Annotated in this window: 15 protein-coding genes and 1 pseudogene; 11 read left to right on the top strand and 5 right to left on the bottom strand. The window is 48.0% G+C overall.

Annotation, left to right across the window (positions count from 1 at the left end):
* Nucleotides 1–102 precede the first annotated feature (102 nt).
* Entirely contained in the window at nucleotides 103–567 is a 465-nt protein-coding gene (locus tag AB3N00_RS18310) for a hypothetical protein (protein ID WP_413035848.1), read from the bottom strand.
* 150 nt (nucleotides 568–717) lie between these two features.
* Between AB3N00_RS18310 and AB3N00_RS18305 the strand changes: the two genes are divergently transcribed.
* From AB3N00_RS18305 to AB3N00_RS18260, 10 genes and pseudogenes are all read left to right on the top strand, one after another.
* On the top strand, nucleotides 718–2301 hold the full coding sequence (locus tag AB3N00_RS18305) for a HEAT repeat domain-containing protein (protein WP_413035847.1): 1584 nt from the start codon (nucleotides 718–720) through the stop codon (nucleotides 2299–2301).
* A 29-nt stretch (nucleotides 2302–2330) separates the two neighbouring features.
* On the top strand, nucleotides 2331–2795 hold the full coding sequence (locus AB3N00_RS18300; protein WP_413035846.1) for a DUF6386 family protein: 465 nt from the start codon (nucleotides 2331–2333) through the stop codon (nucleotides 2793–2795).
* Between the two features lie 72 nt (nucleotides 2796–2867).
* Nucleotides 2868–3548, top strand: coding sequence for a hypothetical protein (locus AB3N00_RS18295; protein WP_413035845.1), 681 nt, complete (start codon nucleotides 2868–2870; stop codon nucleotides 3546–3548).
* A 108-nt stretch (nucleotides 3549–3656) separates the two neighbouring features.
* Nucleotides 3657–3852 (top strand): annotated as a pseudogene (locus tag AB3N00_RS18290) (SMI1/KNR4 family protein); the annotation flags it as partial.
* Nucleotides 3853–3991: 139 nt separating this feature from the next.
* Nucleotides 3992–4525, top strand: coding sequence for a DUF5412 family protein (locus AB3N00_RS18285; protein ID WP_413035844.1), 534 nt, complete (start codon nucleotides 3992–3994; stop codon nucleotides 4523–4525).
* 369 nt (nucleotides 4526–4894) lie between these two features.
* The gene (locus AB3N00_RS18280; protein WP_413035843.1) at nucleotides 4895–5443 is read left to right on the top strand and encodes an RNA polymerase sigma factor; all 549 of its coding nucleotides are present in this window, start codon (nucleotides 4895–4897) and stop codon (nucleotides 5441–5443) included.
* A complete protein-coding gene (locus AB3N00_RS18275; RefSeq protein WP_413035842.1) occupies nucleotides 5433–6572 on the top strand; it encodes a hypothetical protein in 1140 nt (379 codons plus the stop codon). The genes AB3N00_RS18280 and AB3N00_RS18275 overlap by 11 nt, the downstream gene beginning before the upstream one ends.
* A 311-nt stretch (nucleotides 6573–6883) precedes the next feature.
* On the top strand, nucleotides 6884–8416 hold the full coding sequence (locus AB3N00_RS18270) for a methyl-accepting chemotaxis protein (RefSeq protein WP_413035841.1): 1533 nt from the start codon (nucleotides 6884–6886) through the stop codon (nucleotides 8414–8416).
* Between the two features lie 162 nt (nucleotides 8417–8578).
* Nucleotides 8579–8797, top strand: a complete 219-nt coding sequence (locus AB3N00_RS18265) for a hypothetical protein (RefSeq protein ID WP_413035840.1) — start codon at nucleotides 8579–8581, stop codon at nucleotides 8795–8797.
* Nucleotides 8794–9276, top strand: a complete 483-nt coding sequence (locus tag AB3N00_RS18260) for a DUF4274 domain-containing protein (RefSeq protein WP_413035839.1) — start codon at nucleotides 8794–8796, stop codon at nucleotides 9274–9276. The genes AB3N00_RS18265 and AB3N00_RS18260 overlap by 4 nt, the downstream gene beginning before the upstream one ends.
* A gap of 181 nt (nucleotides 9277–9457) precedes the next feature.
* On the opposite strand, the gene AB3N00_RS18255 is transcribed toward AB3N00_RS18260, so the two are convergent.
* From AB3N00_RS18255 to AB3N00_RS18245, 3 genes are all read right to left on the bottom strand, one after another.
* The gene (locus tag AB3N00_RS18255) at nucleotides 9458–10324 is read right to left on the bottom strand and encodes a DUF4850 domain-containing protein (protein ID WP_413035838.1); all 867 of its coding nucleotides are present in this window, start codon (nucleotides 10322–10324) and stop codon (nucleotides 9458–9460) included.
* Nucleotides 10325–10606: 282 nt separating this feature from the next.
* Nucleotides 10607–10972 (bottom strand): VOC family protein, encoded by a 366-nt coding sequence (locus AB3N00_RS18250; protein WP_413035837.1) that lies wholly within the window; start codon nucleotides 10970–10972, stop codon nucleotides 10607–10609.
* A 204-nt stretch (nucleotides 10973–11176) separates the two neighbouring features.
* Nucleotides 11177–12829 (bottom strand): alkaline phosphatase, encoded by a 1653-nt coding sequence (locus tag AB3N00_RS18245; RefSeq protein WP_413035836.1) that lies wholly within the window; start codon nucleotides 12827–12829, stop codon nucleotides 11177–11179.
* 228 nt (nucleotides 12830–13057) lie between these two features.
* Between AB3N00_RS18245 and AB3N00_RS18240 the strand changes: the two genes are divergently transcribed.
* Nucleotides 13058–14335, top strand: a complete 1278-nt coding sequence (locus AB3N00_RS18240; RefSeq protein ID WP_413035835.1) for an amidohydrolase — start codon at nucleotides 13058–13060, stop codon at nucleotides 14333–14335.
* 125 nt (nucleotides 14336–14460) lie between these two features.
* Here the strand turns inward: AB3N00_RS18240 and AB3N00_RS18235 are convergent, their stop codons facing one another.
* A complete protein-coding gene (locus AB3N00_RS18235; RefSeq protein ID WP_413035834.1) occupies nucleotides 14461–16047 on the bottom strand; it encodes a choice-of-anchor I domain-containing protein in 1587 nt (528 codons plus the stop codon).
* Nucleotides 16048–16208 lie beyond the last annotated feature (161 nt).

Genomic DNA, 16208 nt, shown 5'->3' with positions numbered 1-16208 from the left:
TCCTCCACAAAGTTCAAAAAATTCATGTTATGGTTATATCGTCAATTTGCACCCGAAAATGAAGAGATACAGCCTGTTTACGTGGAGGGAACCGTCATAATCTCAGATAAACGTGAACCCTATGCTTGCACTGGCAGACCGGGGATCATAGCTGGAATAGATCGCTCCCCATGGAAAGCTGTATTCTATGTATGGATAGGGTTTGGAGCGTACAATTTGAGGTGTACCAGAAATCTGCTGCTTCAGCCATTCATCATGGGCCGCCTTGCGCTTCATCTCACCTGCCTCGGTCCATTCATCCCACGAAGAGGGAAATTCGCTGCCGTCCATTGCCAGACTGGCATGAACTAGTCGGGACTGATAGAAACACAAGGCGAGGTAATATGTTTTGCCACCCGAAGAAGCGACTGATTTGAATCTGTACCACGTATATCCCGTAGTGAGCGTTTGAACTTCTGTGCTTTTCTCCTTATAAAAAAGACTTGCCTTCAATTCCTCCTCCGTGAGACCGGAATACAATTTTAGACTATCGTCAACCTGAATGACGCCGCTTTCCCATCCATCCATATTACAATCCCTCATTCATTGCATTTTTCATAAGTATAGCATAAACAGAAATAGCCCATGGGTTCCTTTAACCCCGCTTCCCGGCTTGATATAATGGTTGGATATGGTTCTGATTCCTTACCTGGATCAGATGGGAAGGAGCGGGTGAACGTGCGTCAATTGTCTTCTGAGTTAAAGAAAGAACTTAATCAGCTGGGAACAGGAACTGTTCAGGAAACGGTGCAGCAACTTCGTCAGATTGGCCAGTCTGGAGTTTATGCCGCGATTCCGGTCATGTTACGAATGATGGATCATGAGTGTGCCGACATTCGTCGGGCAGCAGAGCAGGCGGTTACCCGTTTGCTTGCGGTATGTCCCGTATCCGAATTGGTTTGGCTGAATGAACATGTGCGGGAATGGCGTCCATCTCCTGTTGATCGGAAGCGAGTAGTGGAACGTGAGATGCATACGATGGATCAGGCCAGTACAATCCGTTTATCCATGTTGACGATGCACTGGAGCGGATACATAAGAGAGGCTGCAGTTAAAAGGATGATTCGGGAAGGCGAGTCCTATAGCTTTGCTTATTTGCTGCTTCGGTTGAATGATTGGGTGCCCGAAATTCGCAATCTGGCCAGAGCTGCACTCGAACGAAAACAGACGCCAGAATATGCCAAGCTGTGGATGGAACATATCATGCTTGTGGAGCGACTTCGGATCTGTTGCCGGGATTCATTCGAGTCTTTCATTGAATCCGTGCATCACCTGCTGCGACAGAAGGAATGCCGATATGTCCTTCATACGGCACGGGTATCCCTGGAGCCCGGCATCCGCCGATTGGCTTTTCATATCTCGATGGAAGCAGAAGGAACGGATACGGAGATGCTTATGGAGCAGGCGCTGCGTGATGAGGATCCTTCCATACGGCGCTGGGCAGCACAGCGAGTGGATCGCATGTTGTCCGGTCAGAAGCTGAGAGAGGTCCTTCTTCGCATGCAGATGGACAGCGTGCCTTCGATCCGCCGGGAAAGTCTGGATGTGCTTGCCACGATGTATCCCGCTGATGCGAGGGAGATTATAATGGACCGGCTTCTGGATTCGAACCTGTCTGTACGAGATACAGCACGGAGGCATGCCAAACCTTGGATGAAGGTGAATTATGCGGAGTGGTATCTTGACGCGATATGGAGCGAAGGGCAAGACCATCTTGCTGCTGCCCTTGCCGGTCTTGGCGAGACGGGGGAAAAGGCAGACGCTGAGGTCCTGTTTGAATATGCTCAGCATCCATCCGTTGCAGTACGGAAAGCAGTTATACGCGGGTTGATGCGGCTGGACGCTATATCTTATGGAAACCATTTTGTATGTTCGCTAAGGAGCCCTCAACCAGGCATCTCCCGGGAAGCCTGCAGGGCACTCATGCGCCATCCATATCTCATTAAGCCTGATGAAGCCGCTGTTCTATTGTCAGGAGCAGATGACCTGCCTCATGTCATTCGTAATGTGCTGCGCATCATCTCTGCCATGGGCAGATGGACTCAACTCGGATTGCTGCTGCAACAGCTCCCAACAGCCAGGCAGGAATGGGTGAAACGCACAATCCAGCGACAATTGCACAACTGGGCCCAATTCCCGAATCGCAGCTACGGGGGCAGAATGTCCACGGCTGAACGGGAACGTCTTCATACGCAGCTGTCGTTATGCAGCCAGGAATTAAACAGCGATCTGGTGCAGCGCTTGGAGTGGCTGATACAATAAATGATTACGATCAGAGAGGAAGATGAAGGATGCGTGGGACATTTCAATTTGTTACGGATACGGCAACGCTGTGTCTGTATGATCTGGCTTCGTTAAAACACCGTGTGGAAGAACCGTCGGACTGGTGGTCCCTTCCGGAAGATGAACTGGCTGAGGTGAACGCAGGTCATTGTCTCTTTTTCAATCTGGGAGCGGATGGATTGTATGAGGTAACGTGGAGTGTGGATATCTCGGACACAGCTAACGAAGTGCAAGAAACACAAGGAGTGCAGGTGTTTTATCTGCAAGTTCCCTCCGGCAATGTATTTCTGGGAGCGGCCGAGGACGTCAGTGGCGGAGATCTGGAGCCGGATGAGTCATGCGATGGGATAACCTTGCCGCTGCAGCCCGGAAACTATGCGTGCTTGGTCTCTAGAGAAGGCAATCACATTTCGATGTCTATAAAACCAAGTGCCCAGGGCCATAACATACTGGATAGTCTGATCCGTGTTTAGAATTTTTTATGAATGGTACAGGAATGGGTAAGTCCTAAAAGAACAGTAGACAGTATATCAGGAGGGTTTCACATGCTGAATTGGAATTTCACGTCGATAACGAATTCAGATACACTGCATCAACACATGCGCGTGCTTGCTGCATTGGATATCATCATGTCAGAGGGAGAGTGGCTTCGCGTACACCGTTATGAAGCTGAGCTGCAGCCTGGTGTGGCATGGGGGAGCATCGATAATGGGGCAGGTGATCACCTGCATGTGTTGTTTAGTGAGTCGGGTACGTTAATCAAGGGATTTGACCATGAATCTCCTTTAAGCCCCCACGCTCGTGAGGATGGAGAAGTCTACCCAGGCATGTATGACGAAGTACCGGAAGCATTGTTGACTATTTTGCGGGATCATGAGGAAGCGTTGGAACTGGAGGATGTTACCTTTTGTGTTTGGCAGGAAGGAAATGACCCACAATGGAAAGCGGGAAGCTGGATTCAGCAAGCGTTAGTGGAGGAAGGCGAAGACGATGCCACAGGCGGTGCAGATTTTTTGCTGGGCTATATTGAGGAGACGCCAGAAGCATTCGCCGAATGGGCAGAAGGATATTATGACACACAGGAATTGTCCTTGTCTGCTTTAACTGAAGTATATGAGGGGAAACCAGTGACAGCCAGTCTGATCAGGGAGCTATGTCCCGAGCGTGATACAGAAGCAGCGCTGAATGAGTTGCATCAACGTGGATACGTTGTGGAACGAAGTTAACAGAGTAGGGAAGGAGCGATCGGTCATGTAAAGCAGCAGCTGGAACGCATACGCGAGAAGTTGAAAAGCCTTCAAAGCCTGGACCCGGATATGAACTTATTTGGCGCAGGCCTGCTGCGTATTAGTGATTTTGGCTGCGGTATTTCCATGAATCTGGTTTTGAATGGACCATGCAGTGAGAAATTTGGACTGATGATCGGGCGAATCGAAACGGTATTTATCCGGATCACTACTGGGGGACTACGGAACGTCTGCTTTTTTGGATTGGTATGAGTTATGGCTGGATCGCTCAATTAATGAATAGCGTGAACAAGAGACATTAGATGACGTATGAATTGAATTGTGACGAAGGCATTTTGAAAGCTCCTTCTGGTTTAAACAATACCCTATTTATGGACAGTGCTAAAGAATAGTTATATTGCTTGAAGAAGAGGAGATTCAAGATGGTGAAAAAAATGAGCTGGATTGCGTTGTTCTCCGTGCTAATTTTATACTTCTTATCGTTTTACTCATTATATTCCAATATGAATAATCAATGGTTAATCGTTCCGCCTGCCTATGTGATGCTCGTTTTTTCTATGTTCGCTCTTGCTCTAGCCATCCTTGGTTTTAAAGATCGATCGAACAACTTTGCGAAGCTAAGAAGCTGGATATCGGTGATTCTCTCTTCGGTCCTCATTTTCTTACTTCTAGTTGTTGTGTCATTTACTGCGATATTCTCCGGATCAAAAGTATTACTCGAGACGACACATTCGCCAGATCAGCACTATACACTAAAATTCTATAAAACGGATGCGGGTGCAATGGGGACATTCGGCATTGTCGGGGAATTACAGGGACCGCTTTGGTTTCGAAAAGTTGTGTATTCGGAGCGGAGGGTAGATCAAGTCGACTTGGAATGGAGCGATAACCACACCGTTGTCATTAATGACCACCAAGTGAATTTATTGCTAGAGGAAACTTGGATTCCACAATAATACGCATTGACAATAACTAACTTTCTCGGAACCCCTTTGTAACTCAATGTAGAACAGTGATAACCATCTAGGGTGTGTGAAAATTACCGATTCGACATTACATAAAAAAATAGGGTTTATAAAAACTACGATGATCTGAAAATGACATTGTAATAAAGAACAATATGGTTTGATGAATGATCTCTGTTTTGAACAGGGGTCATTCTTTTTATCGTTTAACTCAAAATATCTCCTGGCAACCTTGAGCATTATTCAGCGTGTTTTAATTTGTTTATCAATCGAGCTCTTTAGATGCAAGAAAATAATAAAAACCGTTTGGTGCATTCACCCGTCTTAAACCACAGAAAGAGAGAGAAGGAGGGATGCGGGGTGGAGACCAAAGCCGAGATGAAGAAGATCATGTTCGTACAAACCGAAGACGAGACGTTGTTTGTGCAGTCCATTATGGAGCATCAGGATACGCTGATTTCCATTGCCTACAGTTATCTGCGTAACCGTCATGATGCTCTGGAAGCTGTGCAGGAGATGACATGCCGGGCCTGGACGAAGCGTCGGACTTTGAAAAATGAGAAGGCGTTCAAGTCATGGATCATTCGGATTCTGATCTATGTCTGTATTGACGAACAGAGACGCCGCAAGCGAACCACACCGCTGTCTAATGATGGTTTGAAGGAAGTGTTTGCAGAGGTCGCAGTTGCAGGCCTGGATGATAACCGGATTGCCATGTGGGGATTCTTGCAGAAAATAAAACCAAAATATCGCCATGTATTACTGCTGAAATATTATAACGACATGACACTGAGCGACATAGCCTCGATTCTCGGGAAACCCGAAGGAACCATTAAAACCTGGCAGCACAAGGGGCTGGAGCAGTTACGCAAGCTGATGAAAAACAGGGGGGATTGGCATGAAAACTAGTCCGGAGGAAAAGGCACTTCTTGCAGACGCATACCAAGTTGAAATGGAGAAACAGTATTTGAATCCGGCGGATACGGCATTTGCCATCCAGCGAGGGCTTGCAAAAGCAAGAGCGAGGCGAACGACAAGTGGTGTCCAGATCAAATGGCTTACTGCTGTGCTCATAACGGTAATTGCTGCAGGATGGTTCATGTTCGGGCCATACCGGGGGATCGTTCCCCCACAGACAACAGCTGTTGAACCCATTCAGGATTGGGGAGTTCTGGAGCCTTTCCGGAAACTAGCTGAGACGGATATAGATAAAAAGACAATAGAATCCGCAATAAATAACGGTTATTTTCAGCTTGTAAACCGTACCGTTAGAACGGGAGTATATCAATTGAACATTGATGCAGTTATGGCAGATGAGAATCGGATCATCGTGTTATATACAGCGAGAACAGATGATTCCCAAGAGATTTATAATGTTAACAGTGCTCGAATTACGGATGGAGTAACCCATCGTAAGTTGGATAATGGCAATGCCGGGGGAATGCAAGTGGATAACGGAAAGCACGCCCTGCATGGCCGTGAAACGATAGATCTCGACCGATCCAACCCACTACCGGAGAAACTATTGCTGGATTTCCAGATCGCCTCGGTTGACCCTGGTAAATTGGAAGATCCCGAGATCGGGACCAAAATTTCCGAAATGCGTTATTCGGATCGTCTAAAAATGACCCTTGACCTGGACCCAAAATTCTCGGTTCCCAAAACGGAAGTCTTAGAACTGAATAAGCTATTCACAGTTGGTGGATATGAAGTGATGTTATCTGAAGTAGAAATATCACCTCTTGTGACTCGTGTCAGATTCATTTATGAACCTAGCGAAAAGATTGATTATGAAACCAAACTTTCCATCTACGATGCAGTTAGCCCTATTAAAATTGTATCTACAACCAAGGATGGAAGGCAGACAGAGCTATCCTCGGTAGGAGGAATTGGCACCGAAGACGGCATGATTCATTCGTTCAGCAGCAACCTGCTGGATGATCCGCAATCGTTGGTATTAAAGCTGCGTGCACCAGGCAAAGTGTACAATGATCTTCAAGAAGCAGAGCGCAATATGATCGAGTTGAAAATTAAATAGGGTTGTGAACACCGTGATTCACTTGAATTAACCTGATGAGCCTGTATGTACGTCAAAGCGTATAAGCAGGCTTTTTCTCGTTTGTCAATATAATATGGAAGCGTATTATTTTGCTGCTCCGTATAAATTTTAAATTTAGAATACCGATATACATAATGTAGCGCTTATTTCATGTTTATGAAGTTAATTTGTACTATGCTAAGACACGGGGGATTTGCGGATTGCATATAAGCAGGACCATAGACCAATGGAATGTAGTACAGAGTTGCCCTACAAAACCACATTTAACCTAGATAAAGGACGGGGAACGGATGAATCGGTATGATGAAATTATTTGGAAAAGGAACAAGCTGATCAATATCATTTTGTGGATTATAGTTGCTGTTGGTCTGGGCATGATCTTTCTGCTTCCTAAGCTGCTTGTTTCCAGTGGCATAGCCATTTTGTTTGCGGGTTGGGTTACATATGCTAATGTGAAACGAAAACACATTCACTTAATTCCTTGGCTGATCACACTGATCATTACAATATGTGGGGTCTACATTGGTTGGGGTGCTGTCAATTTCTCACTAAGTTTGGTCTTAACTGCAATACTGCTGCTGTATCCGAACAAAAAGTTTTTTATGATTGGATTTTTTATATCACTCGCAAATAGTGTCCTCCAGTTATTTGTTATAAATACAGAAAATACGATTGATTTCATTGGGAACATTGTTAATGTGGGCATGTTTGCCCTTACCGGAGCGATCCTGATGATGGTCTCCCATTTGAATCAAAGACTCTTCCGGGAAAGCGAAGTACGCTGGCAAGAAGTGGAGAGCTCCAAAGAGAGAGTGGAAACCATGCTGGAACGGGTCAAAGAAGCTGTGGAGGGCTTGTCCCGATACACGGATCAACTGAAGCAAAAAGTAGAGGCAACTGGTTCCATTACTAATGAGGTGACGCTCGGATTCAGTGAAGTGGCCAAAGGCGTTGAGTTCCAGGCAACCAGTGTAGCCGAAATCTCGGAGTCCCTCTCCTTGTCAGATCATCATATCCGCGATGTTGCTTCCTATTCGTCTCAAATGAAAGAACTGTCCGCCAGTATGGCAAGCAGCACGGAAACGGGAAGTGCCCAGATGGACCATCTGAATGTACAGATGCAGGAACTCTATGAGACGATCGATACAACAGCTGGTGACATGAGAAAATTCAACGAGGAAAGTGAGTCCATGTCTCTGATGCTGAACAGTATCTCGGATATCGCCAACCAGACCAATTTGCTTGCACTTAATGCTGCGATCGAGGCTGCTCGTGCAGGAGAACATGGACGTGGATTTGCAGTCGTGTCGGAGGAAGTTCGTAAGCTGGCGGAGCATTCAGGCCAATCGGCAAGTGACATAGCTGCCATTTTGACCCGGTTAAAAGGGCAAACACAAGGGCTGACGGATCGCTTCGAACGCATTCGCCTTGCCCTGCAAGAAGGAAGAGATAGCGTGCAGACGGCAGAAGTCGTTTTCCGTACCATTAATAGCAATTCTCAAGAAGTGCTGAACCAGGCAACGGATATTGAGAGCAGTTCAGCTACGATGAAGGAATCCTCCACAAAAGTGGTGAATGAGGTTTCCGAGATTTCAAGTGTGACTCAGCAATCCAGTGCCGCTACGGAAGAGATTCTTGCCAGTATGGAGGAGCAGCGCAATCTGACTCAGAAGATGGTAGACAGCTTTGGCGAGCTGGAGCAATTGATTTTGAACCTGAATGAGCTGGTGTCGGATCATCAGATGTCCTCTTCTACAAGCGAAGAGAAAGCAGCTAATCGTCCATCACCAGGTGTGGTGCCGATGGATACACTGTCGGCCTAGTGTCCAGAAGACCTTTATAAGAAATGCTTGCTAAAGCCCATCCGTACATGTTCATCGTGCTGGATGGGCTTTTTTTTAATCGCCTGCGCTGTAACTTGAACCCGAGGTATATCTCCTTTACAGTGTATTGTAGTGTATGAAGTACTTGGAGGAGGAGAATCAATGAACTGGTTGGAGATAAGCAAGTCCAAAGACATGGAACAGGCCTGTGCTGCAGTAAACAGCTTGGATATCAATGAGCGGGATGAACGCGGTCGTACACCGCTTATGCTTTTTTTGACGTATCGCATGCCTGCCAAAGCCATAAAATGTCTATTGGATAAGCATCCAGATCTGGAAGCGGAGGACAAGCTTGGGGATACCGGGCTAAAAAAGCCGTGAAATTCAAACAGCTGGAAGCGATCCAGCTCTTGATCGAATACGGCGTGAAGCTGGATTCTCCCCAAGGAATTCAGGCCAGTGCCTGGAATGCAGCGAGACGAGACCCTGCTATAGCGGATATGCTGCTCGGCACCAAAGGATCAGTTAGACTTCAGCTGACCGAGGAGGAGCAAGCAGTGGTGGATGAGATTTTATACGAGGAATCCTCTGCGAAGGCAGCTGCGAAGATCCGCGGGCTGGATTCGGCCGTGCTTCTGCATGCCGTCGTGAACGGATACAACTGGGATGACAGTCCCGAGCCCATGCTGGCTGCATGTGAGCATCCTGCTTGTGCAGAAATCACGCTGCTGGACATGGTGGATCTGCTGGATGCCGATTATTGGCTGGAGATGGAGGAAGATGAGGTCAACAGGAGCGAGGACGGACCGGGTTATCGAAGGCTTGCTGAGCTACTAAGAGTGCAGTGTCCTATTAGTTGAAGCAAGATAAAGATCAATGTCCCCTGGGAGGAAAAGCTTATTTTGGCTGTTTTGAGTGGAAGAAACGGAAAACAGTAATCCCCCCGAATGAATTGAAGAATGCAAAACAAAAGCATGTTCTGGACGCAACTAGAGATGCCTTTTTTGTATAGGCTAAAAAATGGTGTTTCTAGACATGCACCTAGTCTGTCTCAATATTTATCGGTCCATGTTGGGACTGGAAAAAATGCAAAGAGGACTGAATTGTCTCGTCTTCAATGGAGGAAACTTGAGTAAGGTTGAATTCCAGCAGCCTGAATAAATAACCATTGCTGTCTTCTGCGTAATAGCCGACACCTTCCTGATGAAATCCGTCCTTCGATGTCGTCACATACAATGCTGTTCGGTGGTCATCCCCCTCCGATCCGACATCATTCCATTCGTCAAAAGCCATAGGCTCATAGACTGTGAAACCTTGTTCATCTGCCCAGTTGGCCTGATCGGGGAAGTAGGTTCCAATGTTGTTTATAGCACAGCCCTGGCAGGCCCAAGCATTATCCGAATAATGCAGGGTCTCTTCTGTATTATCTGGATTCGTCAGCGTGAGCCCATATGAACCGTTCGCACCCACGGTTCCCGAAGCTTTCCAGCCAGCTGGTGCTAATAACAGGTAACCGCCTGGTATGTCTGGTCGATACACCAGCACTGCTTGCAGCTTGTCTTTCAGATCCGGGGAGAGTTCGTAACTTATCTCTGGGATTCGAGGAGGAGCAGATCTGATATAGCTTCTATCGCTGTCAATGCTGAGCTGTGCTTCCGACAATTGCAGAGGCAATTCAATCTTACTGCCATCCATTCCTGGGAAAACGATTGTTTCACCCGTCGATTGAACAGGTGCTGAATCCTGTGGAATACCTCCTTGCACAGGTGTCGGTGCATAACTATTTCCCAGGGTGCTAAACCCGACATAAATTCCACATGTAAGAAGGGACACGGCAGCGATTGCAGCGAACCATCCTATTCTGCGACGGGGCTTGGCTGATAGGCGATGTTCCACATTTTTTTTCATTTCTGGAGTGAGGTGATTATTCTTAAATGTCTTCTGCCTCATTTGTTCCTCCCATTCGGTATTGAGATACCATGTGTAATCGGCCAGTTCTTCCATGGAAAGGTAGGAATGAACGGCCAGAAACAGAATCTTACTTACTTTAGTGGTAACTGAAGTACCGTTCGCCTGACGTTAGTGGTGAGCAATTTTCATATCACCAAGAGTGGATTACTCCGACTTGGCGGCCACTTGATCGGTTGTTGAACATGTGGGCTTGCCACTGATGCACCGTGTCACTCTTGATCATCCATGCTCGGCGAGCTGTACCTCGAAGCCGTCCGGGTCGGCGATGTAAATGAAGCGCAGGTGAGGATTGGGCTGAACGGGGCCGCGTACAATAGGAATCTCCAGCGCTGCCAGCTGTTCCATGGTTTCCTCCAGCGAGCTTACCTCGTAGCCGATGGACACGCCAGCTTCTTTTTTTAGAACGGATTCGCTGCCCTCAATCAGTTCCAGCATGGTTTCATTTTCAGTGCCAAGCATGGCGATTTGCCGTCCACGGCTTTCGAATTGGCGCTGAATTGGAAGCCCGAGCATACCATGGTAGAACCCGAGTGAGGCTTCCAAATCGCGTACCCGAAGCGTGATCCAGTTTAGTTTGATCAACATGGGTGAATCTCTCCTTTTTTGTCTCCTATTATCAATGTCATGTTCATTATACGATAAGCAAGGAAGGGAACCTACTCCTGTAAGAAAACAACAAAATAGCCGCCGAAACAATCGGCAGCCAAATGGTTTAATCCTTGGTAAATTTTCTGTAAAAGCTCCTGTGCTCTCGTATTATGGCGCTTTGGTTACAGGCGGGATGCCGAATTACTGAATCAGATCCACTGCCCCTTGTGGTACAAAGGCTTCGACGCCGTTATATACGATCACGCCTTCCAGCTCAGTCTTTTTGCCGTTAACCAGTGCGATATTTTTATAGATTTGCAGTTCCAGCTTGGTGCTGCCTTTCGTTACCAGAATCTTCGGATTTTTGGTGTCCTTCAGATCCAGCTTGTAAGTTGCTCCTTTGGCTGTAAATGCTTTTTTAGCAGGAACAAACAATTGTTTGCTCACGCTGTCCAGATCCAGGTCCAGTACGCGTGCCATGTATTTAGCCACATCCGTGTTGTCGATCACGCCGAATGGACGGTCATTGTTCGGAGCATACGTATACAGCACCACATCTCCGCCTGTGTGACCACCTGTTGTCCAGCCGATGCCTGCACGTTTGCTGATCATTGGCCCGATCGCGTAGTTAAGGCTGCCTGGTTCGGCTGCTTTGATCGTTGCGATCTCTTCCGAAGTCAAGTCAGAAATGCCATAGTATTGTTTCATGACTGCTTTGATGTTGGTGCGTTTGGCATTCAGCTTCGCTTCCACGCCTTCACCTGTCAGCTTGGCCTTTTTCAAAGGTCCAATAAATGTGGACAATGGTTCTTTGTCATAGGTGCCAGTTGTTGCGTTGTTACCAATGGTAAGTCCGCCGTTACCATGGTCGGTTACAGCCACAACAGCGGTCTCTCCATCTGCTTTGGCAAAATCCATCGCTGCTTTTACAGCATCATCAAATGCCAGTACATCACTGATAATTCCAATCGGATCGTTGGCATGGGCCGCCCAGTCCACCTTACTGCCTTCTACCATCAGGAAGAAGCCGTCTTCGTCTTTGGACAGGACTTCAATGGCTTTGGATGTCATTTCAGCAAGGCTTGGCTGTTTCGCAGGATCGCGATCCATGTCATAGGACATGCTCGCAGGTGCGAACATTCCCCACAGCTTGCCGGAGTCCGAAGCTTTCATTGCGGCCGGAGTTGTTACGTAATCGTAACCGAGTGCCTTGATGGAAGAGACCAGATTCTCGCCATCCTTGCGGCCCGCTGGCTCCAGGTAGCGGCTTCCGCCGCCCAGAACAACATCCATACCGTTATATACTTGCTGTTTGCTGAGAGCATCGTAATTTTTGCGGTCCGGATAGTGAGCGGAGAAGTCAGCCGGTGTAGCGTGCATGATTTCGGAGGTAGCGATAATGCCGGTTGCCTTACCTGCCAGTTGGGATGCTTCCAGAACGGAAGCGATCGGTTTTTTTTCATCTCCAGGAGCGATAGCCTTTTGTCCAGGCATGGTTGCCTTGTCTGGCAGTACGCCAACATATCCTGTATGTGATTTATAACCAGTAGCGAAGGCCGTTCCCGCAGGAGCCGAGTCCGCAATCGGAGCATCCGCGGAGTGTGTGCGAACCATACCGCTAGCCATGGAATCCAAAGTCAGGGAAGACCCTTTGTACCAGCGAGCAAGTGCAGTCGCATCGTTAGCCATGCCGTCCGGGATCAGGATAATGACATTTTTGATTGGTGATGCTGATGCAGATGTAGCAGTGTCTTCCACAGCCCACGCGGCACTGCTTCCTCCCAGCGTAGCTGTAACAACTGTTGTAACCGCGAGCATCATTTTGGCGGCACGGGCATTAAACCGGTTTAACATGAATGCATCCTCCTAAAATATATGTATAGTTTCGCGTATCTAAATCCCAGTGTATACAACAATTGCTAAACGAAAGTAAGAAGTGGATTAACTAAATGTAAAATTTACGATTAAATTGTATAATCAAAAATGAGAGAATGTTAGCCCTTTTGGACGAAGGATTCTGAATTCCATAAGGACTCCCAGTGGCTGTGGGAAACTGAAAGAGTTGAGGGAGGAGTGAAGGATATGATCGACATTATTGCGCTTCGCAGAGAGCTGCATCAATATCCCGAACTGGGATTCACTGAATTTCGCACCGCTACCAAAGTCGTGCAGATGTTAACGACGTTAGGTTACCGTGTCACGTATGGAAAAGATGCCATTGATGACATGTCCCGGCGGGGACTGCCCAAACCGGAAGTGCTGGAGGATGCCTACCAGCGAGCGATCCGCGAGGGGGCAGATCCGGCCATAGTGGAGCACATGCGTGGCGGATATACGGCTGTTGTAGCAGAACTGGACGGTATGCGGGAGGGTCCAACGACCGCATTTCGCTTCGATATGGATGCCCTGCCGATTCGTGAAAGTGTGTTGGACAAGCATATGCCACAAGTCGGACAGTTCCGATCAACCCATGAAGGAATCATGCATGCGTGCGCACATGATGGGCATACCAGTATCGGTCTTGCGCTGGCAGAACGGTTAAGTGACCGACAGTTTGCGGGGAAAGTCCGGCTGCTGTTCCAGCCTGCCGAAGAGGGAGTGCGTGGTGCGTATGCCATGGTGGAAAAAGGCATGCTTGAACAGGTAGACCGCCTGTTCTGTATGCATCTGGGTACCGACGTGCCGTCCGGTCATGTCAAAGGGGCATCCGCCGGTTTCCTGGCAACGACCAAGCTGGAAGCACACTTTACAGGAGTATCCTCGCATGCGGGAGCTTCCCCTGAGGAAGGCCGAAATGCGCTGCTCGGTGCTGCAACAGCCATGCTCAATATTCATGCACTGCCGCGATTCAGTACAGCCGATACTCGGATTAATGTTGGAATCCTGGAAGGCGGGACCGGTGCGAACATCATCGCTGAAAACGCTCGCATGGTGATCGAGACGCGTTCCACCAATGAAGAAACGAATCTTGAACTGGAGCGGCGGGTACGTCAGATTCTGGAACACAGTGCAGCCATGCATGAATTAAGTGTTATGATTGAGATTGTAGGTGGAGCCATTCCCATCCGATGCGATATGGAACTGGCAGAGCTTGCCGTGAAGGAGGCAGAGGGCATTTCCGGAATTCGCCATGCTGAAGCGATCTCGGATGGCGCTGCCCTGGGAAGTGAGGATGCCAGCTATATGATCAAACGTGTACAGGAGCAGGGCGGTCTTGCTACGTACATGATTGTAGGCAGCGATCTGCCTGCACCCCATCACCATCCGGAATTCGATATTGATGAAGCAGTCCTCGTTCCGGCGGTGGAATGGCTGGAGCGATTGGCTCGTAACTTTAATGACGAAGAATATGTCGGTTAGCATGATTCCTTATATAAACGCAGATAGCAAGAAAAGGACAAGAGAGCACCAATGCTCTCCTGTCCTTTTTAAGTTCATGATCATGATGCCCAGTTCCATGTGCAGTTGCCTGCAGAGAACCTGAATTACTTTTTCTCAAAAAAGCTAAGCGTTCCCGTGCTCTCATCCGCACTTACAAATACGCTGCGTCCGTTAACCCGGTGAATGCCTTCCGGTGACTCACCAGCTGTCGGAATCAGGCCCAGATAGGCCGGATTTACCGGGTCGGCAAGATCGAAGAACAAAATGGCATCGGCCCGTTCGGAAGCCACGGCAGCGTAAGTTGTACCGTCCACGGTGGATACCGTCAGATTCTCGACTTCACTGCCTTTGTTGGGACTGCGATCATCCGGGTACAAACCTGCCTTGGCGGTCGCTTCGTCAATGAGGTTTTGGCTGTCATACACACGCTTGCCCTGCAGATCCCAGACTGCGATATTGCGTCCGCCTGCTTTGACGCCATCGTCGAATTCATCTTTGCCCAAGTCGCCTTCATTGGCAGTCAGCAGGTACTTGCCATCAGCAGAGAAAGCAATACCATCTGGTTCATAGCGAGCTTTCAGGCTTTCAGTGAACTGAACGATCCCATCATCTTTCAGATCCGCTTGATGTGAAGTCGTACCAAGGGAGAACATGGAGCTGATCTGCTTTGTTTCCAGATCAATGATGGCAATGACGTTGTTCTCCTGCAATGTAACAGCCGCTGTTTTGCTGTCCGGGCTTATAGCCACATACTCCGGCTGCGGATCATGCGGATAGCTTGCACCGTTCACATCTTCCAGGGATACAGGCAGGTTGGTTACCTCTCCTTCAAGTACGTTTCCGCCGGCAAAAGAAACAATCATGATGCTGCCTGGACGTTTTGCATTGGGGTAATCAATCTCATCCGCAGCTTTATTAAGCTCTTCATCCTCAATGGCAATCACAGCGTGTAATCCATCCGGGGATAATGCGATGGAGTCTGGTCCAATGCCAAGTTCGTAGGTCTTCACTGTTTTATAGGTTGTAAGGTCAACAATCGCCAGCAATCCCTTGTTCGCTTCAGTATCTGTATCACCTGTACGAATAACGGCAAGGCCGTATTTGCCATCCTTGGATACGGTTACGCTGGTAACCTCCGCTTTGGCAGAGAGGTCATGGAAGCTAATGATTTTCAGAACGTTAACGTTATTCAGATCAGCAATATCCAGAACGGAAATGCTGCCATTGTCGGCCTCGGTTACAAGCAAACGCTGACCATCCGGAGTGGAAGCAGCAATTTCAGCTTTGCCACTTGGCATCTGGAAAGCCGCTGTCTGTTCAAAACCGGTTTTATTTTGGGTCAGAATCACTTGATCCGTAATCAACTTCAATGTTTGTGGAGAAACATAAGTTGTTCCTTTGGTCACATAACTTTTGCTGTCCAGTGGAGTTTGCACACCGTTAATGGTAGCTGTGGCTTTTCCCACCGGAAGTTGCACCCGGATCTCTCCCAACTGGATGTCCGCACTTCGGGTGCTGCTATCCCATGTAATGGTTCCCTGCATATTTTGGATGGCTGTTCGCAGTACGATATGATCATTCGCAGATTCCGTAGTGCTGGCCGCATTGACCATCGATGTATAGCTGGTTGCCCCTGCGCCAAGTATGGCAGTCATGGACAAAACGGCGAGCCATTGATTTCTCTTTTTCACAGTTCCAGATCCCCTTTACCGTTTCATGGTTGATGTATGTATAATTGTTTCAGTATAGGGTCGAATTGTTAAGCTGAAGTAAGCGAAGCAGGGCGTTTGTGTAAAACATGTGGGCCATCCAAGCTCCAATGCAAAAAAAGCCTATGGCAGAGATATGCTCT

The sequence above is a fragment of the Paenibacillus xylanilyticus genome (genome assembly GCF_047246825.1).
Lineage (GTDB): Bacteria > Bacillota > Bacilli > Paenibacillales > Paenibacillaceae > Paenibacillus > Paenibacillus xylanilyticus_B.
The sequence above is the reverse complement of the archived record's forward strand: the minus strand, read 5'-3'. Positions and strand labels throughout refer to the sequence as shown.

What these genes read in the sequence shown, in the direction of transcription:
- AB3N00_RS18270 (WP_413035841.1), top strand. Translation starts at nt 6,884, where the DNA reads ATGAATCGGTATGATGAAATTATTTGGAAAAGGAACAAGCTGATCAAT.
- AB3N00_RS18295 (WP_413035845.1), top strand. Translation starts at nt 2,868, where the DNA reads ATGCTGAATTGGAATTTCACGTCGATAACGAATTCAGATACACTGCAT.
- AB3N00_RS18310 (WP_413035848.1), bottom strand. Translation starts at nt 567, where the DNA reads ATGGATGGATGGGAAAGCGGCGTCATTCAGGTTGACGATAGTCTAAAA.
- AB3N00_RS18265 (WP_413035840.1), top strand. Translation starts at nt 8,579, where the DNA reads ATGAACTGGTTGGAGATAAGCAAGTCCAAAGACATGGAACAGGCCTGT.
- AB3N00_RS18285 (WP_413035844.1), top strand. Translation starts at nt 3,992, where the DNA reads ATGGTGAAAAAAATGAGCTGGATTGCGTTGTTCTCCGTGCTAATTTTA.
- AB3N00_RS18275 (WP_413035842.1), top strand. Translation starts at nt 5,433, where the DNA reads ATGAAAACTAGTCCGGAGGAAAAGGCACTTCTTGCAGACGCATACCAA.
- AB3N00_RS18300 (WP_413035846.1), top strand. Translation starts at nt 2,331, where the DNA reads ATGCGTGGGACATTTCAATTTGTTACGGATACGGCAACGCTGTGTCTG.
- AB3N00_RS18250 (WP_413035837.1), bottom strand. Translation starts at nt 10,972, where the DNA reads ATGTTGATCAAACTAAACTGGATCACGCTTCGGGTACGCGATTTGGAA.
- AB3N00_RS18240 (WP_413035835.1), top strand. Translation starts at nt 13,058, where the DNA reads ATGATCGACATTATTGCGCTTCGCAGAGAGCTGCATCAATATCCCGAA.
- AB3N00_RS18255 (WP_413035838.1), bottom strand. Translation starts at nt 10,324, where the DNA reads ATGAAAAAAAATGTGGAACATCGCCTATCAGCCAAGCCCCGTCGCAGA.
- AB3N00_RS18245 (WP_413035836.1), bottom strand. Translation starts at nt 12,829, where the DNA reads ATGTTAAACCGGTTTAATGCCCGTGCCGCCAAAATGATGCTCGCGGTT.